The organism is Glutamicibacter sp. MCAF14, from assembly GCF_052114325.1.
In the GTDB taxonomy this organism is placed as follows: domain Bacteria; phylum Actinomycetota; class Actinomycetes; order Actinomycetales; family Micrococcaceae; genus Glutamicibacter; species Glutamicibacter arilaitensis.
In genome coordinates this window covers 1-24,511 of the sequence record NZ_JBFREO010000018.1, presented here as the reverse complement: position 1 = coordinate 24,511, position 24,511 = coordinate 1, and the positions used below count along the sequence as shown (strand labels likewise).

Annotated in this window: 25 protein-coding genes; 20 read left to right on the top strand and 5 right to left on the bottom strand. The window is 57.4% G+C overall.

The annotated features are described in order from the left end of the window. Positions 1-18 precede the first annotated feature (18 nt). On the top strand, positions 19-1,059 hold the full coding sequence (locus AB4Y71_RS17830; RefSeq protein ID WP_441722713.1) for a methionine synthase: 1,041 nt from the start codon (positions 19-21) through the stop codon (positions 1,057-1,059). Next, positions 1,046-1,594 carry a flavin reductase family protein gene (locus tag AB4Y71_RS17825; RefSeq protein ID WP_441722710.1) on the top strand — a complete coding sequence of 183 codons (549 nt, stop codon included), beginning with the start codon at positions 1,046-1,048 and terminating at the stop codon, positions 1,592-1,594. The genes AB4Y71_RS17830 and AB4Y71_RS17825 overlap by 14 nt, the downstream gene beginning before the upstream one ends. Positions 1,595-1,669: 75 nt before the next feature. Here the strand turns inward: AB4Y71_RS17825 and AB4Y71_RS17820 are convergent, their stop codons facing one another. From AB4Y71_RS17820 to AB4Y71_RS17810, 3 genes are all read right to left on the bottom strand, one after another. Then, a complete protein-coding gene (locus AB4Y71_RS17820; RefSeq protein WP_441722708.1) occupies positions 1,670-2,275 on the bottom strand; it encodes an LPXTG cell wall anchor domain-containing protein in 606 nt (201 codons plus the stop codon). A gap of 48 nt (positions 2,276-2,323) precedes the next feature. Then, on the bottom strand, positions 2,324-2,815 hold the full coding sequence (locus AB4Y71_RS17815) for a hypothetical protein (RefSeq protein ID WP_441722705.1): 492 nt from the start codon (positions 2,813-2,815) through the stop codon (positions 2,324-2,326). A gap of 890 nt (positions 2,816-3,705) precedes the next feature. After that, the gene (locus tag AB4Y71_RS17810; protein WP_441722703.1) at positions 3,706-4,731 is read right to left on the bottom strand and encodes a LacI family DNA-binding transcriptional regulator; all 1,026 of its coding nucleotides are present in this window, start codon (positions 4,729-4,731) and stop codon (positions 3,706-3,708) included. A gap of 156 nt (positions 4,732-4,887) precedes the next feature. Between AB4Y71_RS17810 and AB4Y71_RS17805 the strand changes: the two genes are divergently transcribed. The 8 genes from AB4Y71_RS17805 to AB4Y71_RS17770 all read left to right on the top strand — a co-directional run bounded on the left by AB4Y71_RS17805 (position 4,888) and on the right by AB4Y71_RS17770 (position 12,898). Beyond that, positions 4,888-5,823 carry a dihydrodipicolinate synthase family protein gene (locus AB4Y71_RS17805; RefSeq protein WP_441722700.1) on the top strand — a complete coding sequence of 312 codons (936 nt, stop codon included), beginning with the start codon at positions 4,888-4,890 and terminating at the stop codon, positions 5,821-5,823. A gap of 113 nt (positions 5,824-5,936) precedes the next feature. Next, complete coding sequence (locus tag AB4Y71_RS17800) at positions 5,937-7,268, top strand: Nramp family divalent metal transporter (protein ID WP_441722697.1); 1,332 nt, start codon at positions 5,937-5,939, stop codon at positions 7,266-7,268. A gap of 146 nt (positions 7,269-7,414) precedes the next feature. After that, complete coding sequence (locus tag AB4Y71_RS17795; RefSeq protein ID WP_441722695.1) at positions 7,415-7,996, top strand: recombinase family protein; 582 nt, start codon at positions 7,415-7,417, stop codon at positions 7,994-7,996. A 95-nt stretch (positions 7,997-8,091) separates the two neighbouring features. Next, positions 8,092-8,640, top strand: coding sequence for an HNH endonuclease (locus AB4Y71_RS17790; protein WP_400343923.1), 549 nt, complete (start codon positions 8,092-8,094; stop codon positions 8,638-8,640). Between the two features lie 47 nt (positions 8,641-8,687). After that, positions 8,688-9,713, top strand: a complete 1,026-nt coding sequence (locus AB4Y71_RS17785) for a restriction endonuclease (protein ID WP_441722692.1) — start codon at positions 8,688-8,690, stop codon at positions 9,711-9,713. A gap of 14 nt (positions 9,714-9,727) precedes the next feature. Beyond that, the gene (locus AB4Y71_RS17780; RefSeq protein ID WP_441722690.1) at positions 9,728-10,399 is read left to right on the top strand and encodes a hypothetical protein; all 672 of its coding nucleotides are present in this window, start codon (positions 9,728-9,730) and stop codon (positions 10,397-10,399) included. 193 nt (positions 10,400-10,592) lie between these two features. Further along, entirely contained in the window at positions 10,593-10,961 is a 369-nt protein-coding gene (gene cmtR / locus AB4Y71_RS17775; protein WP_441722688.1) for a Cd(II)/Pb(II)-sensing metalloregulatory transcriptional regulator CmtR, read from the top strand. Continuing rightward, the gene (locus AB4Y71_RS17770; RefSeq protein ID WP_441722685.1) at positions 10,958-12,898 is read left to right on the top strand and encodes a heavy metal translocating P-type ATPase; all 1,941 of its coding nucleotides are present in this window, start codon (positions 10,958-10,960) and stop codon (positions 12,896-12,898) included. Before cmtR ends, AB4Y71_RS17770 begins: the two co-directional genes overlap by 4 nt. 225 nt (positions 12,899-13,123) lie before the next feature. On the opposite strand, the gene AB4Y71_RS17765 is transcribed toward AB4Y71_RS17770, so the two are convergent. Further along, on the bottom strand, positions 13,124-13,390 hold the full coding sequence (locus tag AB4Y71_RS17765; protein ID WP_038992385.1) for a type I restriction endonuclease subunit R, EcoR124 family: 267 nt from the start codon (positions 13,388-13,390) through the stop codon (positions 13,124-13,126). Positions 13,391-13,725: 335 nt separating this feature from the next. Between AB4Y71_RS17765 and AB4Y71_RS17760 the strand changes: the two genes are divergently transcribed. The 10 genes from AB4Y71_RS17760 (at position 13,726) to AB4Y71_RS17715 (ending at position 24,276) form a co-directional block, all read left to right on the top strand. Beyond that, positions 13,726-14,133 (top strand): four-helix bundle copper-binding protein, encoded by a 408-nt coding sequence (locus AB4Y71_RS17760; RefSeq protein ID WP_441722682.1) that lies wholly within the window; start codon positions 13,726-13,728, stop codon positions 14,131-14,133. A gap of 277 nt (positions 14,134-14,410) precedes the next feature. After that, complete coding sequence (locus AB4Y71_RS17755; RefSeq protein ID WP_441722680.1) at positions 14,411-16,483, top strand: copper-translocating P-type ATPase; 2,073 nt, start codon at positions 14,411-14,413, stop codon at positions 16,481-16,483. Between the two features lie 63 nt (positions 16,484-16,546). Then, positions 16,547-17,056, top strand: coding sequence for a DUF6153 family protein (locus AB4Y71_RS17750; protein WP_441722678.1), 510 nt, complete (start codon positions 16,547-16,549; stop codon positions 17,054-17,056). 121 nt (positions 17,057-17,177) lie between these two features. After that, complete coding sequence (locus AB4Y71_RS17745) at positions 17,178-17,783, top strand: DUF305 domain-containing protein (RefSeq protein WP_013348043.1); 606 nt, start codon at positions 17,178-17,180, stop codon at positions 17,781-17,783. 84 nt (positions 17,784-17,867) lie between these two features. Then, positions 17,868-18,743: a F510_1955 family glycosylhydrolase gene (locus AB4Y71_RS17740; protein WP_441722675.1), complete on the top strand. Its 876-nt coding sequence runs from the start codon at positions 17,868-17,870 to the stop codon at positions 18,741-18,743. Beyond that, positions 18,740-19,417, top strand: coding sequence for a GNAT family N-acetyltransferase (locus tag AB4Y71_RS17735; protein WP_047118363.1), 678 nt, complete (start codon positions 18,740-18,742; stop codon positions 19,415-19,417). Before AB4Y71_RS17740 ends, AB4Y71_RS17735 begins: the two co-directional genes overlap by 4 nt. A 284-nt stretch (positions 19,418-19,701) precedes the next feature. After that, the gene (locus AB4Y71_RS17730; RefSeq protein WP_038992533.1) at positions 19,702-21,228 is read left to right on the top strand and encodes a multicopper oxidase family protein; all 1,527 of its coding nucleotides are present in this window, start codon (positions 19,702-19,704) and stop codon (positions 21,226-21,228) included. A gap of 104 nt (positions 21,229-21,332) precedes the next feature. Beyond that, a complete protein-coding gene (locus AB4Y71_RS17725; RefSeq protein ID WP_202605556.1) occupies positions 21,333-21,683 on the top strand; it encodes a TlpA family protein disulfide reductase in 351 nt (116 codons plus the stop codon). Beyond that, a complete protein-coding gene (locus AB4Y71_RS17720) occupies positions 21,683-22,474 on the top strand; it encodes a cytochrome c biogenesis CcdA family protein (RefSeq protein ID WP_431492703.1) in 792 nt (263 codons plus the stop codon). Before AB4Y71_RS17725 ends, AB4Y71_RS17720 begins: the two co-directional genes overlap by 1 nt. 491 nt (positions 22,475-22,965) lie before the next feature. Then, positions 22,966-24,276, top strand: coding sequence for a Y-family DNA polymerase (locus tag AB4Y71_RS17715; RefSeq protein ID WP_441722668.1), 1,311 nt, complete (start codon positions 22,966-22,968; stop codon positions 24,274-24,276). On the opposite strand, the gene AB4Y71_RS17710 is transcribed toward AB4Y71_RS17715, so the two are convergent. Continuing rightward, positions 24,273-24,511, bottom strand: a 239-nt coding sequence (locus AB4Y71_RS17710) for a hypothetical protein (RefSeq protein WP_441722665.1), incomplete at its 5' end; no start/stop codon positions are given. The genes AB4Y71_RS17715 and AB4Y71_RS17710 overlap by 4 nt on opposite strands.

Genomic DNA, 24,511 nt, shown 5'->3' with positions numbered 1-24,511 from the left:
ATCCAGAAAGATTCCCCTATGACTTCCCCGCTTATCCCCACGTCAATTGTCGGCAGCCTGCCCAAGCCTTCATGGCTCGCCGAGCCTGAAAAGCTATGGTCCCCTTGGAAACTTGAAGGCGAGCCATTGCGCGAAGGGCAGCAAGACGCCATGCGTGCAGCGGTGCTCGAGCAGGCCCAGCGCGGCATCGACATCATTTCCGATGGCGAGCAGTCGCGCCAGCATTTCGTTACCACCTTCATCGAGCACCTGAGCGGTGTCGATTTCGAGAAGCGCGAGACCGTGCGCATCCGTAACCGCTATGACGCCAGTGTTCCCACCGTCGTCGGTGCCGTAGAGCGCGAAAAGCCGGTATTCGTTCAGGACGCAAAGTTCCTGCGCTCCTGTACCGACAAGCAGATCAAATGGACCCTTCCTGGCCCCATGACCATGGTCGACACCTTGTACGATGCGCACTACCGCAGCCGCGAGAAGCTGGCCTGGGAATTCGCGACCATCCTGAACCAGGAAGCCCGCGAGCTGGAAGCCGCCGGGGTGGATGTCATCCAGTTCGACGAGCCTGCCTTCAACGTCTTCTTCGACGAGGTGGCCGACTGGGGCATCGCTGCTTTGGAGCGCGCCTGCGAGGGACTCAAAGCCGAAACCGTGGTCCACATCTGCTTTGGCTACGGCATCAAGGCGAACAATGACTGGAAAGCCACTCTGGGCGCACAGTGGCGCCACTACGAGAAGTCTTTCCCGTTGTTGCAGGCTTCTTCCATCGATACCGTTTCACTGGAATCCCACCATTCGAATGTCCCGCTTGAGGTTGTCGAATTGGTGCGCGGCAAGCGGGTGATGCTCGGAGCTATCGACGTGGCCAATGACTCTGTGGAGACTGCCGAGGAAGTGGCGCAGACTCTGCGCAACGCACTCGAATTTGTCGATGCCGACAAGCTGATTGCCAGCACCAACTGCGGCATGGCACCATTCCGCCGCGATGTGGCGCTGGCCAAGCTCAGTGCGCTCAGCGCAGGGGCTGGCATCCTGCGCGAGGAGCTTGTTGGTGCCCGCGTCTGAAGCGACAGAATCGGCGACACCATCGTTGCCCGCAGATGATTTCAAAGCGATCTTTCGCGGGCACCCTGGCGGCGTCAGCCTGATTACCGCCGATGCCGGAGACGGCCCTGTTGCCCTGACTGCGACATCTGTGGCTTCGATCAGCGTTGATCCGCCATTGCTCGTCTTCTCGATTTCTGCGCTGTCCTCGGCGGCCAAGGTGCTCACCCGCGCAACATCTCTTCTCGTTCACAGCTTGGATGCGCATGACATCGAGGTGGCTAAATTAGGGGCAACCAGTGGGATCGACCGCTTCACGCAGAAGCAAACGTGGTCAAGGCTGAGCACCGGCGAACCGGTATTTGATGGCGTCCGGGCCTTGGTTCGTTGCGCGGTCATCGAGCGGGTTCAGGCAGGAACATCCACAGTTTTTGTCGCGCGCGCCCTTGAGTCGCACATTGAACGAGATAGCGAACCCGGCCAACCCAGCAACGGACTGGTTTACCACAACCGCACCTGGCACCGTTTGGATGAAAACTCCCAAATAAAGAATTGAAGCTGTTCGGCCACCGCCTCAAAGACGGTGGCCGAACAGCTTCAATTGGTATTTCGCCAGTTGTATCTCACCGCGCTAGTGCTTGGCCGATTTCCGACGACCCCGGGCAACAAAGACTGCACCGACCAGGGCCAGCAATAGCCCCGCCCCGGCAGCCGCAGCACCGTCAAAACCGGTGTTTGCCAGAGCCGGTGCCGCGGCGTCGGCCCCCTTCTTGGACTCTTCCTTCTTGTCCGAAGATGCTGGTTTTACGTGGCCTGCAGGCTCGATGACATCATTGGCCGAGGGAGAATCGCTTTGGGACGGAACCACTTCTTCTTCAGTTACGGTTCCGTCAGAACCGTTGTCCTCGGGAGCCGCCTCGATGCCGAAGTACAGCTCAAGGTAGTACGCTCGCAGTTCGGGATCATGGGCAAATACTTCTTCGAGGAACGCCCGGAACTCAGTGGCGTCGTCATCGCTTTCGATGCTTTCGGCGATGAATGGCAGCATCAGGTCAAGCAGTTCGAGGCCTTGGTCGGTGCTGAAGTAAGCTTCCCACTGCGCTTCATCCCAGTCGAAGCTTTCCTCGGGAAGAAGGTCGGTAATGGACTCCCAGAAAGCCAGCTCTTCGTCGGAAAGCCCGAATTCTTCGTCCCAGATGTCATCTTCAGCAAACAATTCATCAAGAAGCCGGTTCATCTCCTGCCCGGCTTCAGTTTGTTCGAATGCTTCCCATTGAGCTTCGTCTCAATCCTCGCTATCCTCAGGCATCAGCGCATCGATTTGGGCCCAGCGAGGGTCTTCGTCCTGGTCTGCAACGCCCGTTGATGGTTCGGTGTCCTTGGCCGACTCACTAACTTCAGTAGTGAGCTCAGATGCTGCGTCAGGTTCTACCGAAGTAGCTGATTCCGTCACCGTGGGCTCTGATTCTTCGTCCATATCGGAATCAGCAGTTGGAGCAGCCGAGGACTCGGTTGCCGGGTCGATGGCAGGTTCCGACGTTTCTGCCTCAATGGACTCTTCGGCATCGAGCATCGCCTCTGGCTCAGCTGGAAGGATGCTTTCCTCAGATTCAACGACGTCCGCTACAGGAGACTGAGAGGCTACTGGCGCCGCCTGCGCGTTCGCTGACGTTGACGATTCCGCTGGTGTTGAGATGACCTCATCCGAAATCACTTCTGCATTTGCTGCCCGTCCGCTAAGCACCAATCCTGTGATCAGTGCCGTCGACATTGCCACCGCACTTAATTTAGTTTTCAATTATCCTGCTTCAAAGAGTGTGAATCGGCACAAGAACCTCACAACGGAATAAATTAGCAATTATTTCTAAAGCCGTTCTTTCCCGTGTCGATGAATTGAAGATTAAGCTATATCTAGTCCATTACCCGAAGATTCACAAAGAAATCTTTTCATATAAAATTCATTGCCTGCCAAACTAGTCAGACTAGGAATATCGGAGATTACTCTCGCCTCCTTCTATTGCCTAAGGCCCCACTAGCAAGGTCTCGATCACCGACTAAAACTCTGCTGGAATCAGAACATCAATTGAATCCTTTTCACGGTGGAAGATCGACTTGGCTCGCAGTTCCGAGCCTGTAATCCTGAACGACATTTCAACCTGCCATTGGTCGTGATAAGAACTGATTGCTAAGAGCTTATTATCGCTTTGGAAGCTGGACGGTGCGGCCTTGGTCGAGAGCAAGCAAAAAGCCATGCGCGCAGTAATGCTGGATCAGACCCGCTAGCACTTCGACACTACCCTCATCAGGCCTTATACGCACGCCTATAACGGTCGTTTTTGACGCACCTAAGAAGTCTCTTCGACAATTTACGTAGCAGGCGAAAAAATCAATAGATTTCCAAGGCTACTTCGTCGCAAAACCCATTGCCACAAACTATGTACCGAATCCATCTTAATCTAACGGGAATCAGCACTCACTCTTCTGCGGCCCAGAGGAATAGACCCAAGCAGGCCGTCAGGCCATGCCCACACGGCAATCTTGCACATCACAAGGACTGGAATGCAGCCCCAGACGCGCGCCTCGCATCGCTCCGGCTGAACATGGGGATTAAAACGACACGGTGCGTTCGGCAATATGGAATAGTGGAGGGTGCTTTTCAGAGCGGCCCTAGTTATCTGCTGAGCGGGGAACACCGCTGGAAGCACGGGGCATCAAGCTCGGCATGGACTTGCGGATTTGCGGCTCTTTACCTTGATTGACAATCAGATCAATCGCATTGCTGGCGATCTGATCTAGCGGAACTCTGACTGACGTCAGTGGGGTGGGCAGCAGAGCTGACATCGGGATGTCGTTATAGCCGACCAGAGCAAGTTCTTCGCCCACGCTGATTCCAGAGTGCTGAGCCGCGGCTATCACTCCCATTGCAAGATTATCGTTGGCCGCAAACACTGCGCTTGGCTTCCGGGTACCCCTCTCCAGCAGCGCCCTGCCGGCTGAGTAACCGCTTTCTATGCCATATCCGGCCGCAATCAGCCACTCTTCAGGAGACTGGATGCCAGCTTCCTCCAGCGCCCTGCGTGCACCGGCTAGACGCGCAATTCCTGTGGAGGTGAAGGAAGGACCCGTCACTACCGCTACATCGCGGTGCCCAAGATCCACTAGGTGACGGACGGCAAGATATCCGCCCACTTCATCATCGCCGATCGAGGAAGGACTGACCCCATCAGTGCGCAGTACCAGCGCATGGGCGATCCTGCTTTCGCGAAGATATTTCGGCAAGCCATCCTCTGTGCGGGCAGTCGCCAAAATAAGTCCGTCCACATTGCGATCCAGCAGAGTTTCAGCCGCCTGCCTCTCGTCTTCAGGATCATCTCCACTGGTGGCGACCATCGCGAAGTACCCTCGTGCGGACGCAGCACGCTCCAGCTCCTCGAACATCAATGCCATCACCGTATCGCTGAGCCGCGGAACTAGGACCCCAAGGGTTCGCGTCTGCCCCCTGCGCAGGTTCGAGGCGAAGGAATTGCGCCTATAGCCGAGTTCCTCAGCCACCTTGCGCACGTGTAGAGCAGCTGCTGAACGCGTTGGCGTGCCCCGATCATCCAAAGCGCGACTGGCCGTGGAGAGGCTGACTCCGCTAGCGGCGGCAACATCTTTCAATGTCACTGCAGCGCCCGTGACCACCTGTTCCATGAGAATCCTCCTCGTCGAGTCCGTCTAAGTAGACACTCTATTTCCATCTTTTCATAAATACCTCTTGACAGTGATCTCAAACACACTGCAGAATGAAAACGTTCCCGCAATCGTTTTCATCATAACGGGAAATACCGACAAGCAGAGGAAGTTCTCATGACCATCGATCTTCGCGGACTCGTTCCCGCACCAGTAACCCCGTTCAACCGCGATGGCAGCGTCGACGTCGAGGCAATCCACCGGCTGGGCGGATGGCTCGCCAGCGTAGACGGTGTCAAAGGCCTAGTTGTGCTCGGCCACGCTGGCGAAGGAACCTTTCTGACCCAGGATGAGCAAGCCCAGGTCATTCGAGAGTTCAAGAACGCAGTGAATGGCGAAATTCCCATCATTGCCGGAATCACCGGCGAAGGTAACACCGTTGCCGCACTGGAAGCCAAGCGAGCTGTCGAGGCTGGCGCTTCTGCAGGCCTGGTCTACCCTTCCCATGGCTGGTTGCGCTTCGGGTACCAGAAGGGCGCACCTCAGACCCGCTACAAGGAAATCTACGAGACCAGCGGCCTTCCGTTGATCCTTTTCCAATACCCAGATGCCACCAAGGCCACCTACGACTTGGAAACCCAGCTTGAAATCGCCGGCCAGGAAGGCGTCTTCGCAACCAAGAACGGCGTGCGGAACATGAAGCGCTGGGACACCGAAATCCCGGTCCTTCGCGAAACCTACCCGGACCTGCAGATCCTCACCTGCCACGACGAATACCTGCTGCACACCATGTTCGACGTCGACGGAGCACTCGTCGGCTACGGCGGACTGGCACCGGAGCCGCTGGTCGAGCTGATTGCTGCCGGGAAGGCCAAGGACTACGCTGCAGCCCGCGCCATTCATGACCGTATCCTCCCAGTTACGAAGAACGTGTACCACCGCGGATCTCACATGGAAGGCACCGTAGCACTCAAGGAAGGCCTGGTCGCACGTGGAATCCTGGAGCACGCCACGGTACGTCCGCCGCTGCTCCCCCTTGCCGAAGGCGCAGATAAGGAAATAGCCCTTGCCCTGCAAGCAGCGAACCTTGGCAACGTAACGGTCTCAGCCTAATCACGGGCTCTTCGGGGGTGGCGGCTACGGCCACCACCCCCTTGCATTTCCCACCTTGTCGCAATGGTCAACGAAGACCACCCTAAGCTTGTGTTAAATAAGGAGGACTCGCAATGAGCGAGCAGAACAACGTCGTCGCCGCCAACCCGCCCGCTCCCCGAGACCTGCAGGGTACAACTCCAATGAACAACCCCACGCCCACTAAACGCCGAACCTTCCTTGGCTACCTCGCTCTCATGGGGCCCGCCTTCGTCGTCGGTGCCTGGCAATTCGGCCCCGGCAACCTCACCACCGCCGTGCAGGCAGGCAGCCGCTACGGCTACACCTTGCTATGGGTGATTGCGATCTCCACAATCCTCATGATCTTCTTCACCGACATGAGCGTGCGTCTAGGTATAGCCACACCCAAATCCTTGATCACAACCATCAAAGAACGGCTGGGCACCTGGGTCGGCATTGCAGCAGGCTTCGGCGTATTCGGCATTACCCTCATGTTCTCTGTCGGCAATGCTGTCGGTTCAGGCCTCGGCCTGTCCATGGTCTTCGGAGGATCACCTGTTCTATGGACCATCGTTTGCACTGCAGCTGTAGCTCTCGTCCTGGCATTCCGCAATGTCTATGGCATCGTAGAAAAAGCACTCTTGGTGATCGTCGTCCTCATGGGCATAGCCTTTATTGCCAGCGCAGTCGTTGCCCAGCCCGACTGGTACCGAGCCATGGAGGGCATGGTTCCCGAACTCCCGCCAGGAAGTGAAATTCTCGTCGTAGCTCTAGTCGGAACCAACTTCTCCATCAACGCAGCGTTCTACACCTCATACGGCATCAAGGAAAACCGCCGCACACGGGCCGACTACCGCGACATCACCCTCGTCGACACCATCCCCGGCATTATCGCTCCAGGCATCATGACAATGCTCGTCATCATGGTCGCCGCCGCCGTGCTGGGCAAGACCGGTGCCGAAGCAGGTACCATCAACGCACTCGCTTCCGTCTTCGAGCCCCTCGCTGGACCTATCGGCTCCATCGTTTTTGCACTAGGACTTTCCGGAGCCGCGTTCTCCTCCATGATCGCGAACGCCACCGCAGGCGGAACCATGCTTTCAGACGCACTTGGACGAGGCGCAAAAGCAGGATCGCCCACGGCAAAAACCATCACTGGACTCATCCTGGGCTTCGGTTTAGTGGTGGCCCTCGCGTTCCAAGCCTCACCAGTCGGTCTCATCGTCATCGCGCAGTCCCTAACCGTCCTTATCGCTCCCCTGCTGGGAGTACTGATCGTGATCATGGCTAACAAGTCATCCATCATGGGCGATCTGCGCAATAAATGGTGGCATAACCTCTTCGGGGCAATTGGTCTGGTCGCCATCGTCGCCTCCTCGATCAGACTCATCACTATTCCTCCCAAAGTGTCTTTTCGAACAATAGAGACGTCTTGCAACCTATAGGTTGCAAGACGTCTCATCGCCCACCACTCCCCCGGCGAAAAATCCGCGGAAACTCAACGGCCCAAAATTCTCGCAACTATGTGTCGCAACCAATCACGTAAAATCATGTCAACACCATTAGTTGCGAGACACTTTTTGAAGGACCGATGACCAAACTGATCGGCTACGCCCGCGTATCCACCAAAGCCCAGGACACCGACCGGCAAATCCAAGATCTTCTCGCCGCCGGGGTCCGCCGCGATGACCTCTATATCGACCACGGTCAGTCCGGAGCACTTGCCAAACGTCCAGGGCTGGATAAAGCGCTCGAATCACTGCATCCGGACGATACCCTCGTGATCACCACCTTGGATCGTCTCGGGCGCTCCACCCAGAAAATGCTCGACCTCGCCGAAGAGCTCCGCGAACGGAATATCGGATTGCGGGTGTTGAATCTAGGCGGTGGCGATGTGGACACCAAAACACCCATGGGCGCCATGGTCTTCACCGTCATGGCAGCCCTCGCCCAAATGGAGCTGGAGATCAAACGCGAACGGATCACCGACTCGGTCACCAAACGCCGCACCACCGGTGGGGATCTCGGCGGCCGGCGCCCAACCTTTACAGAATCCCAAATCCGCACCGCAGCCAAGCTCATCCAGGCTGGCGAACCAGCAACCCAGGTCGCCAAAGACATGGGCATGTCTAGAGCTACGCTCTACCGCAGAATCAGAGAGCAACCAGCCTAAAAGGTTCTTGCCTTCACCATGCTTAGCAAACCAAACTTGTCGGCTAGGAAACATATACTGCTACAAAGAGCCTTAAAGCATGATGGGGGTCATCCATGGTTCATAAGGTACCTACTGCCCGGATTCGTTTCGATAAGGGATTCTGGGGAACCTCAGGCAAGCTAGTCCTCACGTTGGGAAAGAAGGACTATCTTCTGCGAAAGGTCGCCCGAGCAGAATACGACCACCTTCTATCACGCCAGTTAGAACAGCCGAAAGTCCTCGCACGGGTCAAAGGTAAAAACTACTGGCTCTTCAAAAACAATATTTATTCCGATCTCGACGATCTCAAAGCCAGCCAAATCTACGCAGTCCTCGAAGCATCCCGTTTGCGGCGGCAACGGAAAGTAGAGAACGCGGTGGCACTCCAAGATCTGAAACACCAGCCAGCGGTGCGCCGAGGCATACCTGATGAGGTCAAATTGCTAGTCATGCAAAGAGACGGAGGCCAGTGCAGCCATTGCGGCGCCTCGTCCGAGCTTCAATACGACCACATCATCCCCGTCTCGCGCGGTGGAAGCAGCAACGCAGAAAATCTCCAGATCCTCTGCGGGCCGTGCAACCGGGCAAAGGGAGCCAACCTCACCGTACGACGCCTCGGCTAAAGCTACGCTGGCACGTAACAACTAAACTCGCGAAAGTAGAACACCGCATGCAGGTATGGGGCCTCCACAACGACACGCTCACCACCGAGCTGACCGAGGAAAACTTCGTCAGCCTCAGCTGGGACACCATCAATGATCTATCGCAGATCCCCGGCGGCCGCGAAGGACTCAAAGCCGAGCTCGCCCGCATCACCCCGGAAGAACGCCACAAAGCTATCCCGACCTGGGCCGGGATGCTCCTTCGCTTCCGCGACGAAATGCAGATTGGCGACATCATCGTCGCCCCGTACAAGCCGGACAGCACCATCAATATCGGCGTCGTGGACAGCGACTACTACTTCGACACGACAGCGTCGACCCACCGTCATCGCCGACGAGTGCAATGGAAGAAAACCGGTCTCGCCCGCACCGTTTTCACCCAACCGGCACTCTACGAAATCGGCTCAGCACTGACACTCTTCAAGGTCAGCAAGCACACGCACGAATTCCTCGCCGCCCTCAAAACCCGCACCGATGACATGGAAAAAGTCACCGCAGTCGTCGAACAAGCTGCGGCCCGCAATACCCCCGATGACGACGCGTCCGATGAACCCCGAGCGTCCAGGATCGAACGCCATACCCGAGACTTCGTCCTCGAAGCACTTCAAGAACGCATCAACCACCGCCAGTTCGAAGAATTCTCCGCCGACCTCCTGCGGGCCCTAGGATACCAAGCCCGAGTCACCGCCTATTCCCAAGACGGTGGCGTCGACGTCATCGCCCACAAAGATCCCTTGGGCGTCGAACCACCGCTCATCAAAGTCCAGTGCAAACACAAGACCGCGACCATTGGCGCTCCCGAAGTGCAGCAACTCATCGGTGTCCAAGGTGTCGGCGAACTAGTCGTGTTCATGACCCTAGGAGCGTACAGCCGCGACGCCCTCGCGCTCGAACGCCAACGGCCGGGACTGCGCCTGATCACTGGCGAAGATATCGTCTCCCTCGTCCTAGAACACTACGCAGCCTTGCCTGAACGCTGGCGAACCCTCATGCCATTAACGCCCCTACTCGTCGTCGCCGACACCGCATCCTAACCACGGAGAAAACCATGACTTCCCAGAACCTGCACACAGAACTGATCAAACACTTCAGCAGCGACGTCGCCAAACTCACCGACGAACAGCTCACCGCCTACGCTGGCGGATGGTCCAACCATCTGCCCATGGCCATCCTCGATGCGATCTACTCAATCCAAACCAGATACACCACCAAACATGGCAAAGGCTTGCTCCCCCGACTGAAAACCTTCAAGGAAACCCACCCCGAGGCCGCCCAGGATCTGCGCGAACTGCTCAAACTCAGCACAGCAGATATCGAGGCCATCCTTGGCCGGGGAAAGACATCCGGGACCTCAAAAGCACAAGCGGCCCTGCAGGTCGCAAAGAACCTGACCGAACTGGCCCCACCGGTCTACACTGCCCAAGACTTCAACTACGTGAACGCAGAGCACGAACGCGCCTACAGCAGCGTCCACGGCCTCGGGAACGTCACTTACCGCTACCTCAGCATGCTCCTGGGACATGGAGATGTCAAACCAGATACCTGGATCATCAGAGCCGTGCAACGAGTCGCAGACACGCACCAGCTAGACCTGCGAATCACCTCGGACCTCGCCCGGCACATCGTCACCGAAACCCACAAAGCCACCGGCTGCGGCGAAACAGTAACCCACCTGGACCACGCTATCTGGCTCAATGAACGAACCAGCGACGAAAACTGACCGCCTTGAGACTTCCCAGAAACCGTCCGCTGGTGTCTACGAGAAGCGACGTTTCGGTCCCCAGTATCGGGACATGTAGAAAGTAGAAGACCGCAGGTGAAGAGTCATTCTTCACCAGCGGTCTTCACATTCCCATAAACGACCGTTTTTGAGGCCCTGGAAACAGTACATTAGATAATGTACAGTTCAGTACATGATGAACATTGAGTCACGGATCGAAGCGATGAACCGGCTCGGCCGCGCCATGGCCGACCCCACACGTTCGCGTATCCTCCTGTCTTTGCTGCATGAACCGGGATACCCTGCGCAGTTAGCCGAGAACTTAGGGCTGAGCCGAACGAACGTCTCGAATCACCTGACCTGCTTGCGAGGGTGCGGGATTGTCGTGGCGAAACTCGAAGGACGTAAAACCCGCTACGAAATCACCGACCCACATCTGACCACGGCACTTAGCGCACTCGTCGATGTGACCTTAGCCGTCGATGACCAAGTACCGTGTGTAGATTCTTCCTGCCCGGACTGCACTACCGATAGTTCAGGAACAGTCGAGGACAAAGCATGAGTTCCGCGTGCGGTTGCGAATCACCGGAAACCACCGACGAAATCGAGGAAGAACTGCCCTGGTACCGGGGTTGGCATGTGCTCATTCCTATCACCTCTGGTATTTCCTTCCTCGCCGGGCTCGTCCTTGAATGGACCACCTCAAGCGATACCGCTGAAGTAGTAGCCCTAGTCTTCTTCTGGATCGGTCTACTGCTCGGCGCATATACCTTTGTTCCTGGCGCCCTTCGCAATCTGTTCTCGAAACGGAAAATCGGCATCGGGCTACTGATGACCATCAGCGCGGTCGGTGCGGTCTTCCTGGGCTACGTTGAAGAAGCAGCCGCGCTGGCCTTCTTGTACTCCATCGCTGAAGCCCTCGAAGATAAGGCCATGGACCGAGCACGGTCAGGACTGCGATCCTTACTGAAACTGGTTCCAGAAACAGCAACGGTCATCCGCAGCGGCATGCCCACCGTCGTCAGCGCATCAAAGATTCGGATTGGTGATCTCCTGCGTGTGAAGCCAGGAGAACGCCTAGCTACTGACGGGGTGATCAGCCAGGGATCTAGCAGTCTAGACACCTCGGCAATTACCGGTGAATCCATTCCCGTGGACGTGTCCGTAGGTGACCAGGTCGCCGCCGGTTCAATCAACACTTCAGGATCCATAGAAGTGACCGCTTCAGCCAACGGCACTGATAACTCATTGACTACGCTGGTGAGCCTGGTCGAGCAAGCTCAGGCAGAACGCGGTGAGCGAGCTCGTCTAGCCGATCGCATTGCCCGCCCGCTTGTTCCTGGGGTGATCGTCCTAGCCGTCCTGGTAGCCATCATCGGTTCACTTTTTGGCGATCCGGAAACTTGGATCACCCGCGCCCTGGTTGTGCTGGTTGCCGCATCACCGTGTGCGCTGGCGATCGCTGTTCCCGTGACCGTTGTTTCCGCGATCGGTGCTGCCAGTAAATTCGGGGTCATCATCAAAAGTGGTGCAGCGTTCGAACGCTTAGGTTCACTGCGCCGTATTGCAGTAGATAAGACGGGCACACTCACCCGTAATCAGCCAGCGGTAACCCAGGTTCACGCTGTTGATGGTGTGAGCCAGGATGCTGTGCTCAACGTGGCCGCAGCTCTGGAACAACACAGCACCCACCCCTTGGCTAGGGCCATTAGCTCAGTGGTATCCCCGATCCCTGAAGCAACCGAGGTTGCTGAAGAACCTGGACATGGCATTACTGGTGTACTCAACGGTGAGCCGGTCGCGGTGGGTAGCCCTCGCTGGATCACCCCGGGAACACTCACACCTGCCGTGGAAAGCATGGAAGCATCGGGACAAACCTGTGTGATGGTGACCTGTGCAGGGCAAGTCATTGGGGTGATCGGTGTGCGCGATGAACTGCGCCCCGAAGCACCTGAAGCGGTTCGCCACCTGCGTGATCAGGGAATCGACGTACTCATGCTGACCGGTGACAACGCGCGTACTGCCCACGCGTTGGCTGCTATCGCAGGCATCGACACCGTCCACGCAGAGCTGCGCCCCGAAGATAAAGCCCGTGAAGTCGCTGCGTCGGTGCAGCAGGTTCCAACAGGGATGATTGGTGATGGAATCAACGATGCCCCCGCTCTGGCTACTGCCACGGTAGGTATTGCGATGGGAGCGACCGGTGCTGATGCGGCCATAGAATCGGCTGATGTTGCTTTTACCGGTCATGATCTGAGGTTGATCCCGCAGGCTTTGTCACATGCTCGACGGGGCCGAACCATCATGAATCAGAACATCATTTTGTCCTTAGCAATCATCATCGTTCTGCTACCGCTGGCAATTACCGGTGTGCTGGGATTAGCAGCCGTAGTGCTCGTTCATGAGGTAGCCGAGGTCGTGGTGATTGCTAACGGTTTACGCGCAGCTCGTACTCACCGGGCACAACTGACCCGACAACCCGATACTGTTTTGGCCTAAAGCTATCGTTAAAGCTGTTGATGGCGGTGCACTGTTCCTATGTGGAAGAGTGCACCGCCATCAGTTCCAGAAGTCAATGTCATGAGTACCGATCGATACGTCATTTCTTGGTGTGAAAAGCCGCCATTCGAAGCTAACAGTCACATGTCGCCGGGTTTTACTGATCATTTCAAGAACGATCGATTATGGGACGGTCAGTGCGCCACCGTCCGACCTCAGCCATCCCTATCTTTTCGAGACCAACCCAAAGAACCTCTCAAAGAACTCCCCAAGCTGCTGCACCACCCGCCGTTTCTTCTCCCCATGGTTCTTCTCCTTTGAAAAACGAGACACCGGAGGCAAGACCTTGGTGATCGCTGTTCCCGAGGCCCGAATGCTTCCCTCACGGAACGCAGCATCGATGAACTGGGCTGTTTCTTCCGGCTTCAAATTCTCCGCAGCGATGATCTCGCCCAGTTCCTTCTCCCGCTGGGCTTCCAAGTATGCAGTCACCGGACCCTGGACCCGAGAAGCTATATAGTTGCAAATTTCTTCTTCCTCGGCACCAAGATTTACGGTTCTTGGCGGTGCTTAAGCTGACCGGTGGTACTGCTCGTGGACTCGATCCATAACCTTTCCGATACCCCGGCAGCAGACATACTCACTCTTGGAAACGATGCTGCATTAACGGTAAGGAAACGGCTATGCGCCATCGCTGAAATTTGTGTATCCGACGCTCATGCGGGGTCGTGTTTGTTGCGCTACTGTACAAGTTGCTTAAAGGCTTCAGTTCACGATCTCAAAGTGGTAGCGTCCGCGGTATCCATCGAGACTAAGGAGCAAAATCAATGAGTCACATCATCTCCATGCTGAAAACCCACCCCAACAAACCCAATGACCCGGTCCTTCAGAAGCTTGCGGACTGTATCGCCGCCTGTTTCGAATGCGCCCAGAGCTGTACCGCGTGTGCCGACGCGTGCTTGGCCGAAGACATGGTCGCCGAGTTGCGTCTCTGCATCCGGACCAATCTCGACTGCGCCGATATCTGCAACGCCACCGTCAACGTGCTGACCCGCCAAACCGGCCACAACCCATCGGCAGTCAAGGCAATGCTTGAAGCCTGCCGGACAGCCTGCCAGCAGTGTGCCACCGAATGCGAGAAGCATGCTGGCATGCACGAGCATTGCCAGGTCTGCGCTGAAGCTTGCCGCCGGTGCGAAAAAGCTTGTGCCCTGCTGTTGGCGGCCATCGGCTAATCGTCTGTTGTTGGGCACGAGTGGACAGATGAGTCTTGCCAGAAAACTCGATTTATACCCCCTTGGGGTATATTCTGAACCTACGCGGGACTTAACGGGCGGTTGCCCCCAGTGTTAGGGCCGGCGTATTCAGACGAGAATTCGAGGCCGCCCTCGGGGGTCCAGGAGGGAAGCCATCATGAACCACGCACCGGAGAACCGGGAACACGGCCACTCAGTCTCCCCTGGACACGGGGGTCGCACTCTCGCATCCAAAGACAGTCACACGGGACACCCGATGTCTGAACAGCCGACTCATGGCCAGGCGACGCCGGCTGGCCATGCGCATTCGGCAGTTGACGATGAACACGCCGTCCACAGCCACGGCGAGCACGCAGGACACAGTACCGCGATGTTCAAGAATAAGTTCTGGCTGAGCCTGGCACTCTCAATCCCGGTGGTAATTTTCAGCCCGATGTTCGCCCACCTCTTCGGCTATCAGATCCCGGACTTCCCCGGCGCCGCCTGGATCGCTCCGGTGCTCGGATCGGTGATCTTCTTCTACGGAGGACTGCCCTTCCTGAAGGGCGGCTGGAAAGAACTGCGCAGCAAGCAGCCTGGAATGATGCTGCTGATCACGCTGGCAATCACTATCGCCTTTCTCTCCTCGTGGATCACCACGCTAGGCATCGGCAACTTCAACCTCGACTTCTGGTGGGAACTGGCCCTGCTGGTAGTGATCATGCTTCTGGGCCACTGGATCGAGATGCGCGCCCTAGGCTCGGCGCGCGGCGCACTAGATGCTCTGGCAGAACTGCTACCTGATGAAGCCGAACGCGTCACCGCAGAGGGCACGGACACAGTACGAATCAGCGATCTATCCGTCGGCGATATCGTACTGGTCCGCTCCGGTAGCCGGCTGCCTGCTGACGGGGAAATCACCGAAGGCCAAGCGGAACTGGACGAATCGATGATCACCGGCGAATCCAAGACCGTACCGCGAGGTCCCGGAGACAGCGTAGTGGCCGGCACTGTGGCCACGGACAGCTCCCTGCGCATCAAGGTGGCAGCCGTCGGGTCAGATACCGCTCTAGCCGGAATCCAGCGTCTGGTCTCTGAGGCCCAGGCCTCCTCCTCGAAAGCCCAAGCGCTAGCGGACCGTGCAGCGGCTTTTCTGTTCTACTTCGCTGTGGGCGCCGGCATCATCACCTTCCTCACCTGGGTGCTCCTGGGCAGTCCCAACGAGGCGGTGATCCGCACCGTCACCGTTCTGGTCATCGCCTGCCCGCACGCACTGGGCCTTGCCATTCCACTGGTCATCGCGATCTCCACCGAACGGGCGGCACGGGCTGGAGTGCTGATCAAGAACCGCATGGCCTTGGAACGGATGCGCACCATCGATGTGGTCCTCTTCGACAAAACCGGCACTCTAACTCTGGGCCAGCCTGCTCTGACCGGCATTGCCACAGCCCCTGGTCTCAGCGATAACGACTTGCTGGCACTGGCGGCCGCAGTTGAGGCGGACAGCGAACATCCCTCGGCCCGGGCTATCGTCGCAGCTGCCCGGGCCCGAGACATCCGGATTCCGACTGCAACCGAATTTACCTCGCTGACCGGGCGTGGCGTGACCGCCAACGTCGATGGAGCCGACATCATGATCGGCGGACCGAACTTGCTTGACTCCCAAGCCCTGACGATCCCGCGAGAACTGCAGGAGCAGACTCAGCCTTGGGTCGAGCGAGGCGCCTCCGTACTCCACGTGGTTCGTGCTGGGCAAGTGATTGGTGCCCTGAGTTTGGAAGATGAGATCCGCGCCGATTCCCGCCAGGCCGTTGCCGCGTTGCAGTCCCGGGGCCTCAAAGTCGCGATGATCACCGGTGATGCGCAGCAGGTCGCCGAAGCAGTGGCTGGAAAGCTGGGCATCGACGAGGTCTTCGCCCAAGTTCTGCCCCAGGACAAGGATAAGAAGGTTGCCGAGCTGCAGGCCCGCGGCCTGAAAGTGGCCATGGTCGGGGACGGGGTCAACGACTCCCCAGCACTGGCTCGGGCCGAGGTTGGCATTGCCATCGGTGCCGGCACCGATGTGGCAATAGAATCGGCGGGGGTTGTCTTGGCCGGCAACGACCCGCGGGCGGTGATGTCTATGCTGGAACTATCCAGAGCCAGCTACCGCAAGATGATCCAGAACCTGGCGTGGGCCACCGGCTATAACGTGATTGCGGTCCCGCTGGCTGCCGGAGCACTGGCGTTTGCTGGGGTGTCGATCTCTCCGGCCATCGCAGCGATCCTGATGTCCCTGTCCACCATCGTGGTCGCGCTCAACGCCCAATTGCTGCGACGCATCAATCTCGATCCAGACACCATACATTAATCACACTAGACCAGTTTCAAGCGCTTTCTTTTGCCGGGCACAGGATGCGCCAGTACCCTTGAGATGAAAACCTTCACTCTGGTGGAAAGGCAGGATGCGATGAATCAGGTTATGACGCCTCGTCGTTTCCTGTCTCTGCTTGTCCCTGCGCCGGGCAATCCTGCTGGCCGCCGCCCGGTTATTCTTATGCTGGGTTTGGCCGGAATCATCCTCGGAATCTTGGGGATGCATGTCTTAGGAGCGTCCCACCAAGCGCCAGATACTGCTGGTCTGAGCGCGACCTCTGCGCACCAAGCAGTCTCCCACGATCACGGTCCACCCGTAATGGCCACAGATGGGACGGTCGGTGGCGAGGCAGATAGTACCTGCTACGGGCCATGCAATGGCGAGCATCATCTCATGGCTGCCATGTGCGTACTCATGGTCATTGTCCTGGCCGTCTTGTGGTTTCTTCCTAAGCGTTGGTTCATTATTCCTGGCAAGGGGCTGCGCGCCCCGCCAGTCATGCCTGCACCGGCAAACCGGTTGCCGTGGACTCCCTCACTCATCGAACTCTCTATCAGTCGCACATAAAAACGCCGGCCGCTTTCCCCATACCGGGGAGAGCTCCGGCTATTCGTGCTCACCCTTGTGTGCCGTCTTGGCCGGGTATTGATGGATACCCCGTTTGAGAACACTTTGAAGGAATACCCACATGAAACGCCTGACTTCCATTTCGGCAACCGCTCTTGCAGCAGCGCTCGTCCTGTCCGGATGCTCCACGGACGCTGGCACCACCGAACCTGAAAGCACTATGTCCGGCATGGATCATGGCAGCATGCCGCCGTCGGCCTCCGATGCTGCAGCCGACCACAATAGTGCCGATGCCATGTTCGCGCAGATGATGACGCCTCATCACGAACAGGCTGTCCAGATGAGCGACATCATGCTGGCCAAGAAAAACCTGGATCCCCGGGTTACCGAGCTTGCCCAGGACATCAAAGCCGCCCAGGGGCCGGAAATCAAGAAAATGAACGACTGGCTCCAGACCTGGGGCGAGCCTATGAAGATGTCCGGAAGCCATGAGATGGACGGGATGATGACCCCGGAGGACCTTTCCAACCTCGAGGCCACCCAGGGCACCGAAGCTTCGCGGTTGTTCCTGACCCAAATGATCGCCCACCATGAGGGGGCCATCACTATGGCTGAGGACGAAGTCGCCAACGGATCGAATCCTGCAGCCGTCGAGCTGGCTAAGGATGTTGTCTCCAGCCAGGGAACCGAAATTCAGGCCATGAAGACCCTGCTAGCCGACCTCTAAAGACTCCACGTTGCCGCTGCTGCCTAGGGTGCCGACTCCCCTGACCCATCTGACCAGCACTTCTGATTGATTCAAGGAACCACCATGCTTACACAGAGCTCACTTTTGCGCGCTCAAAAACGCGCAGTCTTGTCCGTCGCCGCGCTCTCTATGGCCCTACTCACGGGCTGCACGCAGTCAATCAGCGAAGGACCCGCTGCGCAAGAAGCTGCCAGCGTCGCAGTCTTCAGCCACGTCCACGGCATGAGCGTTGACCCGGATTCCGGGCGCATCCTTTTGGCCACCCATGAGGGACTCTTCGATGCCACAGCTGACGAACCGCAGAAAATCGGGCCCACCATTGACCTGATGGGATTCGCCACCGCCGGAAAAGACGAGTATTACGCTTCCGGGCACCCGTCGACTGAGACCGGTCTGCCCGACCCGGCGGGTTTGATCCGATCAACTGATGGCGGGTCCACGTGGGAACCGCTCTCTCTTCAAGGCAAATCCGATTTCCACGCCTTGGCCGTCACCGGCGAGAGCGTCATCGGTTTTGACGGCACACTGCGGGTGACCGATGACACGGTCACATGGAACACCATAGATGCCGGCATCCAGCCCTATCATCTCGCCGGAAGCCCGCTGTCCCAAGTCGTGCTGGCCACCACCGAACAAGGAGTACACCGTTCTGAAGATGGCGGGAAAACCTGGACCTTACCCCAAGACGCTCCGGTCCTGCTGCTGACCGCTGTTGCCAGCAAATCGGTCGCCGTCGGAGTGGAACCGGATGGTGCGGTGCAGCTCAGCCGCGATGCCGGACGCACTTGGCAAGAGACTGGTGGAGTCGTCACCGGGCAACCGGCTGCCATTGCCGCCACCGGCGACGATGGCGGACAGGTGCGGATCTGGGTGGCCACCAGTACGGGTATCTCACACTCCACGGACGACGGAGCGACTTTCACCGAGAAAACCCCATGAGCCGAATAACCTCAAAGAATCCCGGCACCGGCTCACCTGTCGTCATCAGAGATGCCACAGAACAAGACCTGAGCAGGATGGCCTCGGACATGATCCGCTACCTTCCAGATGGATTATTCCCCCACTTAGGAAACCACTTCGTACGTCGTTGGATGAAAACGTTCCTCACCGAACGATTCGGGATTGCCCTTGTCGCCGTGAGTGACGATGAACAGCCAATAGGCTTCCTAATTGGCTCGACCAACCAAGTCCGCCACATCGCTGACGTACTTGCCAACCAGAAGTGGGGACTTCTCCTCTCGGGTCTCGCGGCGCTCTCCATCCGGCCACGTGTACTTCTTCATTTTCTGGGCACCCGCGCACGTCCCTATGCCCGTCGTCTGCTAGGACGCACCGCTAGCCCGGTATCCAGCGACAGAGTGATACCGTCGCCTGCTGTCATTACATCACTTGTGGTGTTGCCAGATCGGCGTGGTGAAGGAATAGGCGTTTTTCTGATGGACGCATTCCTTAAACGTGCAACAGCGGACCATGCTAGGTTGGCCGAGCTCGCCACCGCGGCCGGTGCCAACGGGGCAGGTAAATTCTATGAGAAGCACGGTTGGACATGCGTCGAGCAGCGATTCTCCAAGGATGGAATGGCAACCAGTATCTACCACCGCTATCTTCAGTAACCGGAAATGTAGGCTTCGGCCAGATCAACGACCCGCCGAACGTCGGTCACGATCTCTAATCACCGCAGGTTAGCTCTTAGGCACCGTGTTCCTCCAAGATCAGAGAGCTAGGAGTCGAAATACCAGACGGCGGCCAGCGGCATTGCAGACACGGCGGACCACCAAAGCGGCATGAGGCTGCGTAAAAACCGTAATCCGTTGGATTGACTGCGTGCCACGAGCTGGCCGCCATCCTCTATTTTCCTATGCTCCCCCAAGACTCACACTTCATAAAGGACTGCTTCATGACTTACCAATTCAACCGACGTTCCTTCCTTGGACTGTCCATTGCCACGACCGCAGCTGCTGCCCTAAGCGCCTGCGCACCCAAGGCCCAGAACTCCACCGGGGTGTCCCGAGTCCTGCCCACCGACCCGCTCATCGCAGAAGTCGAAAACTTGCGCCCCAGTACCGGAAAGACGGTCACGAAAACGCTGAAGGCAGAGTCGATAAGCACGGCAATGGCCGGAGAGAAGATCACTACATGGGGATACGACAAGAAGCTGGTCGCCCCCACACTACGTGGCATGGTCGGTGACCAGCTCAACCTGAACCTCACCAATGAGCTTCCTGAATCCACCAGCATCCACTGGCACGGTCTTGCCTTACGCAACAACGCCGACGGCGTGCCTGGACTCACACAGGAGGCAGTGGAGACTGCGACCAGTTATTCCTATGACTTCAAGCTGGCACATCCCGGCACGTATTGGTATCACTCCCACGTCGAGATGCAGCGCGAACGCGCCCTCTATGGCGCTCTGATCATTGATGATCCACAAGAACCATTGCAGTACGACAAGGAGTGGGTGATCGTCTTGGATGACTGGCTTGATGGTGTCACCGGAACGCCTGATGAAGCGATGAAGGAGCTCGCTAAGGGGATGGCACCGATGAGTGGAATGAGCCACGGTAGCGAAGACGGCGGCATGGTGATGGGCCATATGCTCATGGGTGCAACCAGCGATTTTTTGGGCGGAGATGCCGGTGACGTGGCCTATCCGTTGCATTTGTTCAACGGCACCACCATCGAAAAACCCGAGGTTTTTATGGCACAACCCGGGGATCGAGTTCGATTGCGTATTGTCAACGCCGCGGGCGACACTGCCTACCGGGTCGGAGTTCCGAAACAGAAACTTATCGTGACCCATACCGATGGATTCCCGGTCGTTCACGCTGAGGTTGACGCCGTCGTCTTGGGCATGGGAGAGCGCATCGACGCGCTTTTGACGATCCAAGATGGTTTCACACCGTTGTTGGCCTTGGCCGAAGGGAAAGCCCAAATGGCCTACGGTCTCATTGCAACCGGGACAGGTACGGCCCCAAGAAAGGGTGATCTCCCGACGGCCTTGACCGGAGAGATCGTTGACGGTGGACAGCTCACCGCCGACCCTTCCGTGAATCTTGCGGTCAAGACGCCGGACCAAGTCCACGAGCTGCGGTTGACCGGCGGAATGGAGAACTACGACTGGGGCATCAACGGCCATCGTTTCGACATGGCCAAGCCATTTGAGCATACCTTTGATCTGAAAGAAGGACAGCGCGTGGAAGTGAAATTCATCAACGACACCGACATGTGGCACCCGATGCACATCCACGGCCATACCTTCCAAATCGGGCAGTCCGGGGCACGAAAGGACACCGTGATTGTCCGTCCACGGGAAACTGTCACCGTCCAATTTGATGCCGATAACCCGGGCCAATGGCTCACACATTGCCACAATGCTTATCATGCGGAACGCGGCATGATGGGAGTATTCTCCTACGTCAAGTAGCTCACGAAACCATGGGCATGTGCATAAATCCAGTTCTACAACCATGTATAAACCGGCGCCGATCTCACAAACCGTCTCTGCAAACCTCTCAGGAGTCTGACAACATGAAAACCCTCAGCGAGTCCCAAGCACAGCGCTTGGGACGGCGTACCTGCTTGCGCGCCGGCATGCTTGCTGCCTTAGTTAAAGTGAAGGCCGAATTTATCGGCATCAATATCCGTGACGAGAAAGAAGCCGCACAAGCCTTCGAGCGCATTTTTGGGATCTCATACCCATCGGTGCAAGACACCCAAGGTGAAATCCGGCTGGCTATGACCCAATATGTCCCATTGCAGGCAGTGCCCACCACGCTGGTGCTCGACAAACAGGGACGGGTCGCGTCACGTGTCCTTGGAGCGGCCGAAAAGGCCACGCTTAAGGCCCTGATAGATACCTCCCTTCAGGAGTCGCTGTGATGAATTTGCCGCTCACCACCACCTTGGCAATTTCGGTCCAGAGCAACCCTTTTGCTGAGGTTATCCAAGATGGATCCTTGCTGCTTGCGGTTCCCGTGGCGGTCCTTGCCGGCCTCGTCTCGTTTCTGTCGCCGTGCGTTCTTCCTTTGGTTCCGGGTTATCTTGGCTACGTGACTGGGCTATCTGGTGCTGATCTCGTCGAGCAGAAACGTGGCCGCATGGTCGCGGGTATTGCTCTGTTCATCCTCGGATTCACTGCCGTCTTCGTGCTCGCCGGAGTGGTCTTTTCTCAAATCGCCGCATGGATGCGGTTCGAAGGTGCCTGGGTCACTCAGCTTCTCGGTGTGCTGGTGATTTTCATGGGCATTGTGTTCATGGGTGGATTTTCTTTCATGCAACGCGACGCGAAGATGCACCGCAAACCACCGGCTGGCTTGTGGGGTGCCCCGGTATTGGGTGTGACCTTCGGGCTTGGTTGGGCACCTTGTATCGGACCCACACTTGCCGCAGTGTTGGCAATGAGTACCGGCCTTGACCCCAACCCTGCGAAGGGCGCCTTACTGACATTCTTCTATTGCATGGGGCTGGGGCTGCCATTCCTTTTCATCGCAGTGGGGTTGCGACGCGGAATGGGTGCCATGAAGTTCCTGCGTCGGCACCAGCTATCGATCATGCGCGCGGGCGGCGGCATCTTGATTCTTCTTGGAATTCTGATGGCCACCGGCCTGTGGGGCTCCTGGGTGACGCAATTGCAGGACTGGTTCGCCAATGAGATCAGGTTGCCCATCTAATGGCACAAAAGATGTAATGGCCACAGCTACTGCCTGGACAGGCATGTGGCACTCGCTCTGAACACAGCCCACCAGCGTGTATACCGACATTCTGCTGCTGAACCGTCGCTGTAGCTAGGCATAGTTCTTCTCCGGCACTTGGTAAACCCAGAATCGGCGACAAAGTATTGGTTACTAATCTTTTCCGATGAGGCCAGAGCCGTCCAGATATGGCCGAGTCGCTGTGATGGTTACCCGAAGATGCTGCGGTGAACCACAGCCGGTCCCCCTCGGATTCCTCCATGGATTCACCGAATCTCAAGCACGAAATAACAACCACCTTATGGGTAGGCACCTCGCGAAGAGTTCGAGGTGGCTACCCATTTATTTAGCCAAACTGTCAAACCTATGTTCTATATTTTAAGAAACCAATTCGCTTAGATAGATCATGGGTTCAATATAGGTGTCATTGGGTCAACTCTTCTTAGCGAATATCAACGAAAGTGATACCGATGGTTACCAACATAGACTCCCCCAACCCACAGCTGCGGGGCGAATACATCGCTCATGTGGATGTGAATAGCTTCTATGTCTCCTGCGAACGGGTCTTTGACCCGAAACTCGATGCCCGCCCGGTGATCGTGCTGTCCAATAATGATGGCTGCGCGGTCGCGCGCAGCAGCGAAGCCAAATCCCTGGGCGTTGAGATGGGTGCGCCGTGGTTCAAGCTCGCGGCCGACGCTGAGCGCCTCGGGCTGGTTGCGAAGTCCTCTAATTACGAGCTGTATGGGGAAATGTCGGCCCGCGTCATGAAGCTTTTAGACCGTTTCTCTGCGTGGGTGGAGGTCTATTCCATTGACGAGGCGTTCCTGGGCGTGTCCGGCACGATGGATGAGCTGCAAGCCCTCGGTGAGCGGATCAAAGCGGAGGTGTTCCGGCTGACCGGGTTGCCGGTGTGCGTGGGGATCGCCAAGTCCAAGACGTTGGCGAAGATGGCGAACAAGACCGCCAAGCACCTCAAGGAACTGGGTGGGGTGTGCGTGTGGGATCGCGCGCCAGCGCAGACCACTGAGAACCTTTTGGCGCGTCTGCCGGTGGTGGAGGTGTGGGGTATCGGCCTGCGGCTGACCAAGCGGCTGCGCGGGTTGGGCATCTGGACGGCTAAAGACCTGCGCGATGCGAATGAGGTGCGGATCAGGGATAAGTTCTCCATTGTGCAGATGCGCACCGTGCTAGAGCTGCGCGGGATTCCCTGCATTCCGATGGAGGAAGAACGGGTGATCAAGGATCAGTTGATCTTCTCCCGTAGCTTCTCCGATCCGATCACTGATCGGGTGGGGATGGAGCAGGTGATGGGGATTTATGCGCAGCAAGCCTCGGCACGGCTGCATAAGCACCAGAAACAGGCCAAGGTCCTCTCTGCGTGGGCGATGACCAGCTATTACAACCAGCACCAGGATCACCAGCCAGCGATCACGGTGAAACTGCCAGGGCCAACGGCTGATCCGGTGGTGCTCACCCGCGCAGCGAAGCAGCTGCTCCCCCAGATATTGGTCGGGGTGAAATATGCGCGGGCGGGGGTGGTGGTTATGGATCTTCAACCGTTAGCCATGCAGGAAACTTTTGATCCGTTCGTGTCAGCGCATGAGGCGAAACAGATTGGCCCGTTGATTCAGCAGATCCGTTCTGAACACGGTGTGAAGTCCATCGGTTTAGGTCGTGCTGGGCTACAGCGGGGGCCGGCGTGGGAGATGCGGCGGGGGATGATGAGTCCGCGCTACACCACGCACTGGAAGGAACTGCTAACAGTGAAAGCTGCCTAAGGGTAGCGATGCTTATAGACGGCTATGGCCGCGCTCTTTGCACTGATACTTGCGCCGAGTCCCATGAAGCCCAGTACCCCTAGCACAACAACCAGCCCTGACCACAGCACCAAAACCCAAATACTGGGAGCCACGCCAGCGAGGCTTCCGCCCGCGAACAAAATTGCTACCCCGGCCAGAATCAAGGTGAAGGCTTTGCTTATTTGGTCATAAGCTCCGGAGTCGAATTCGGTTT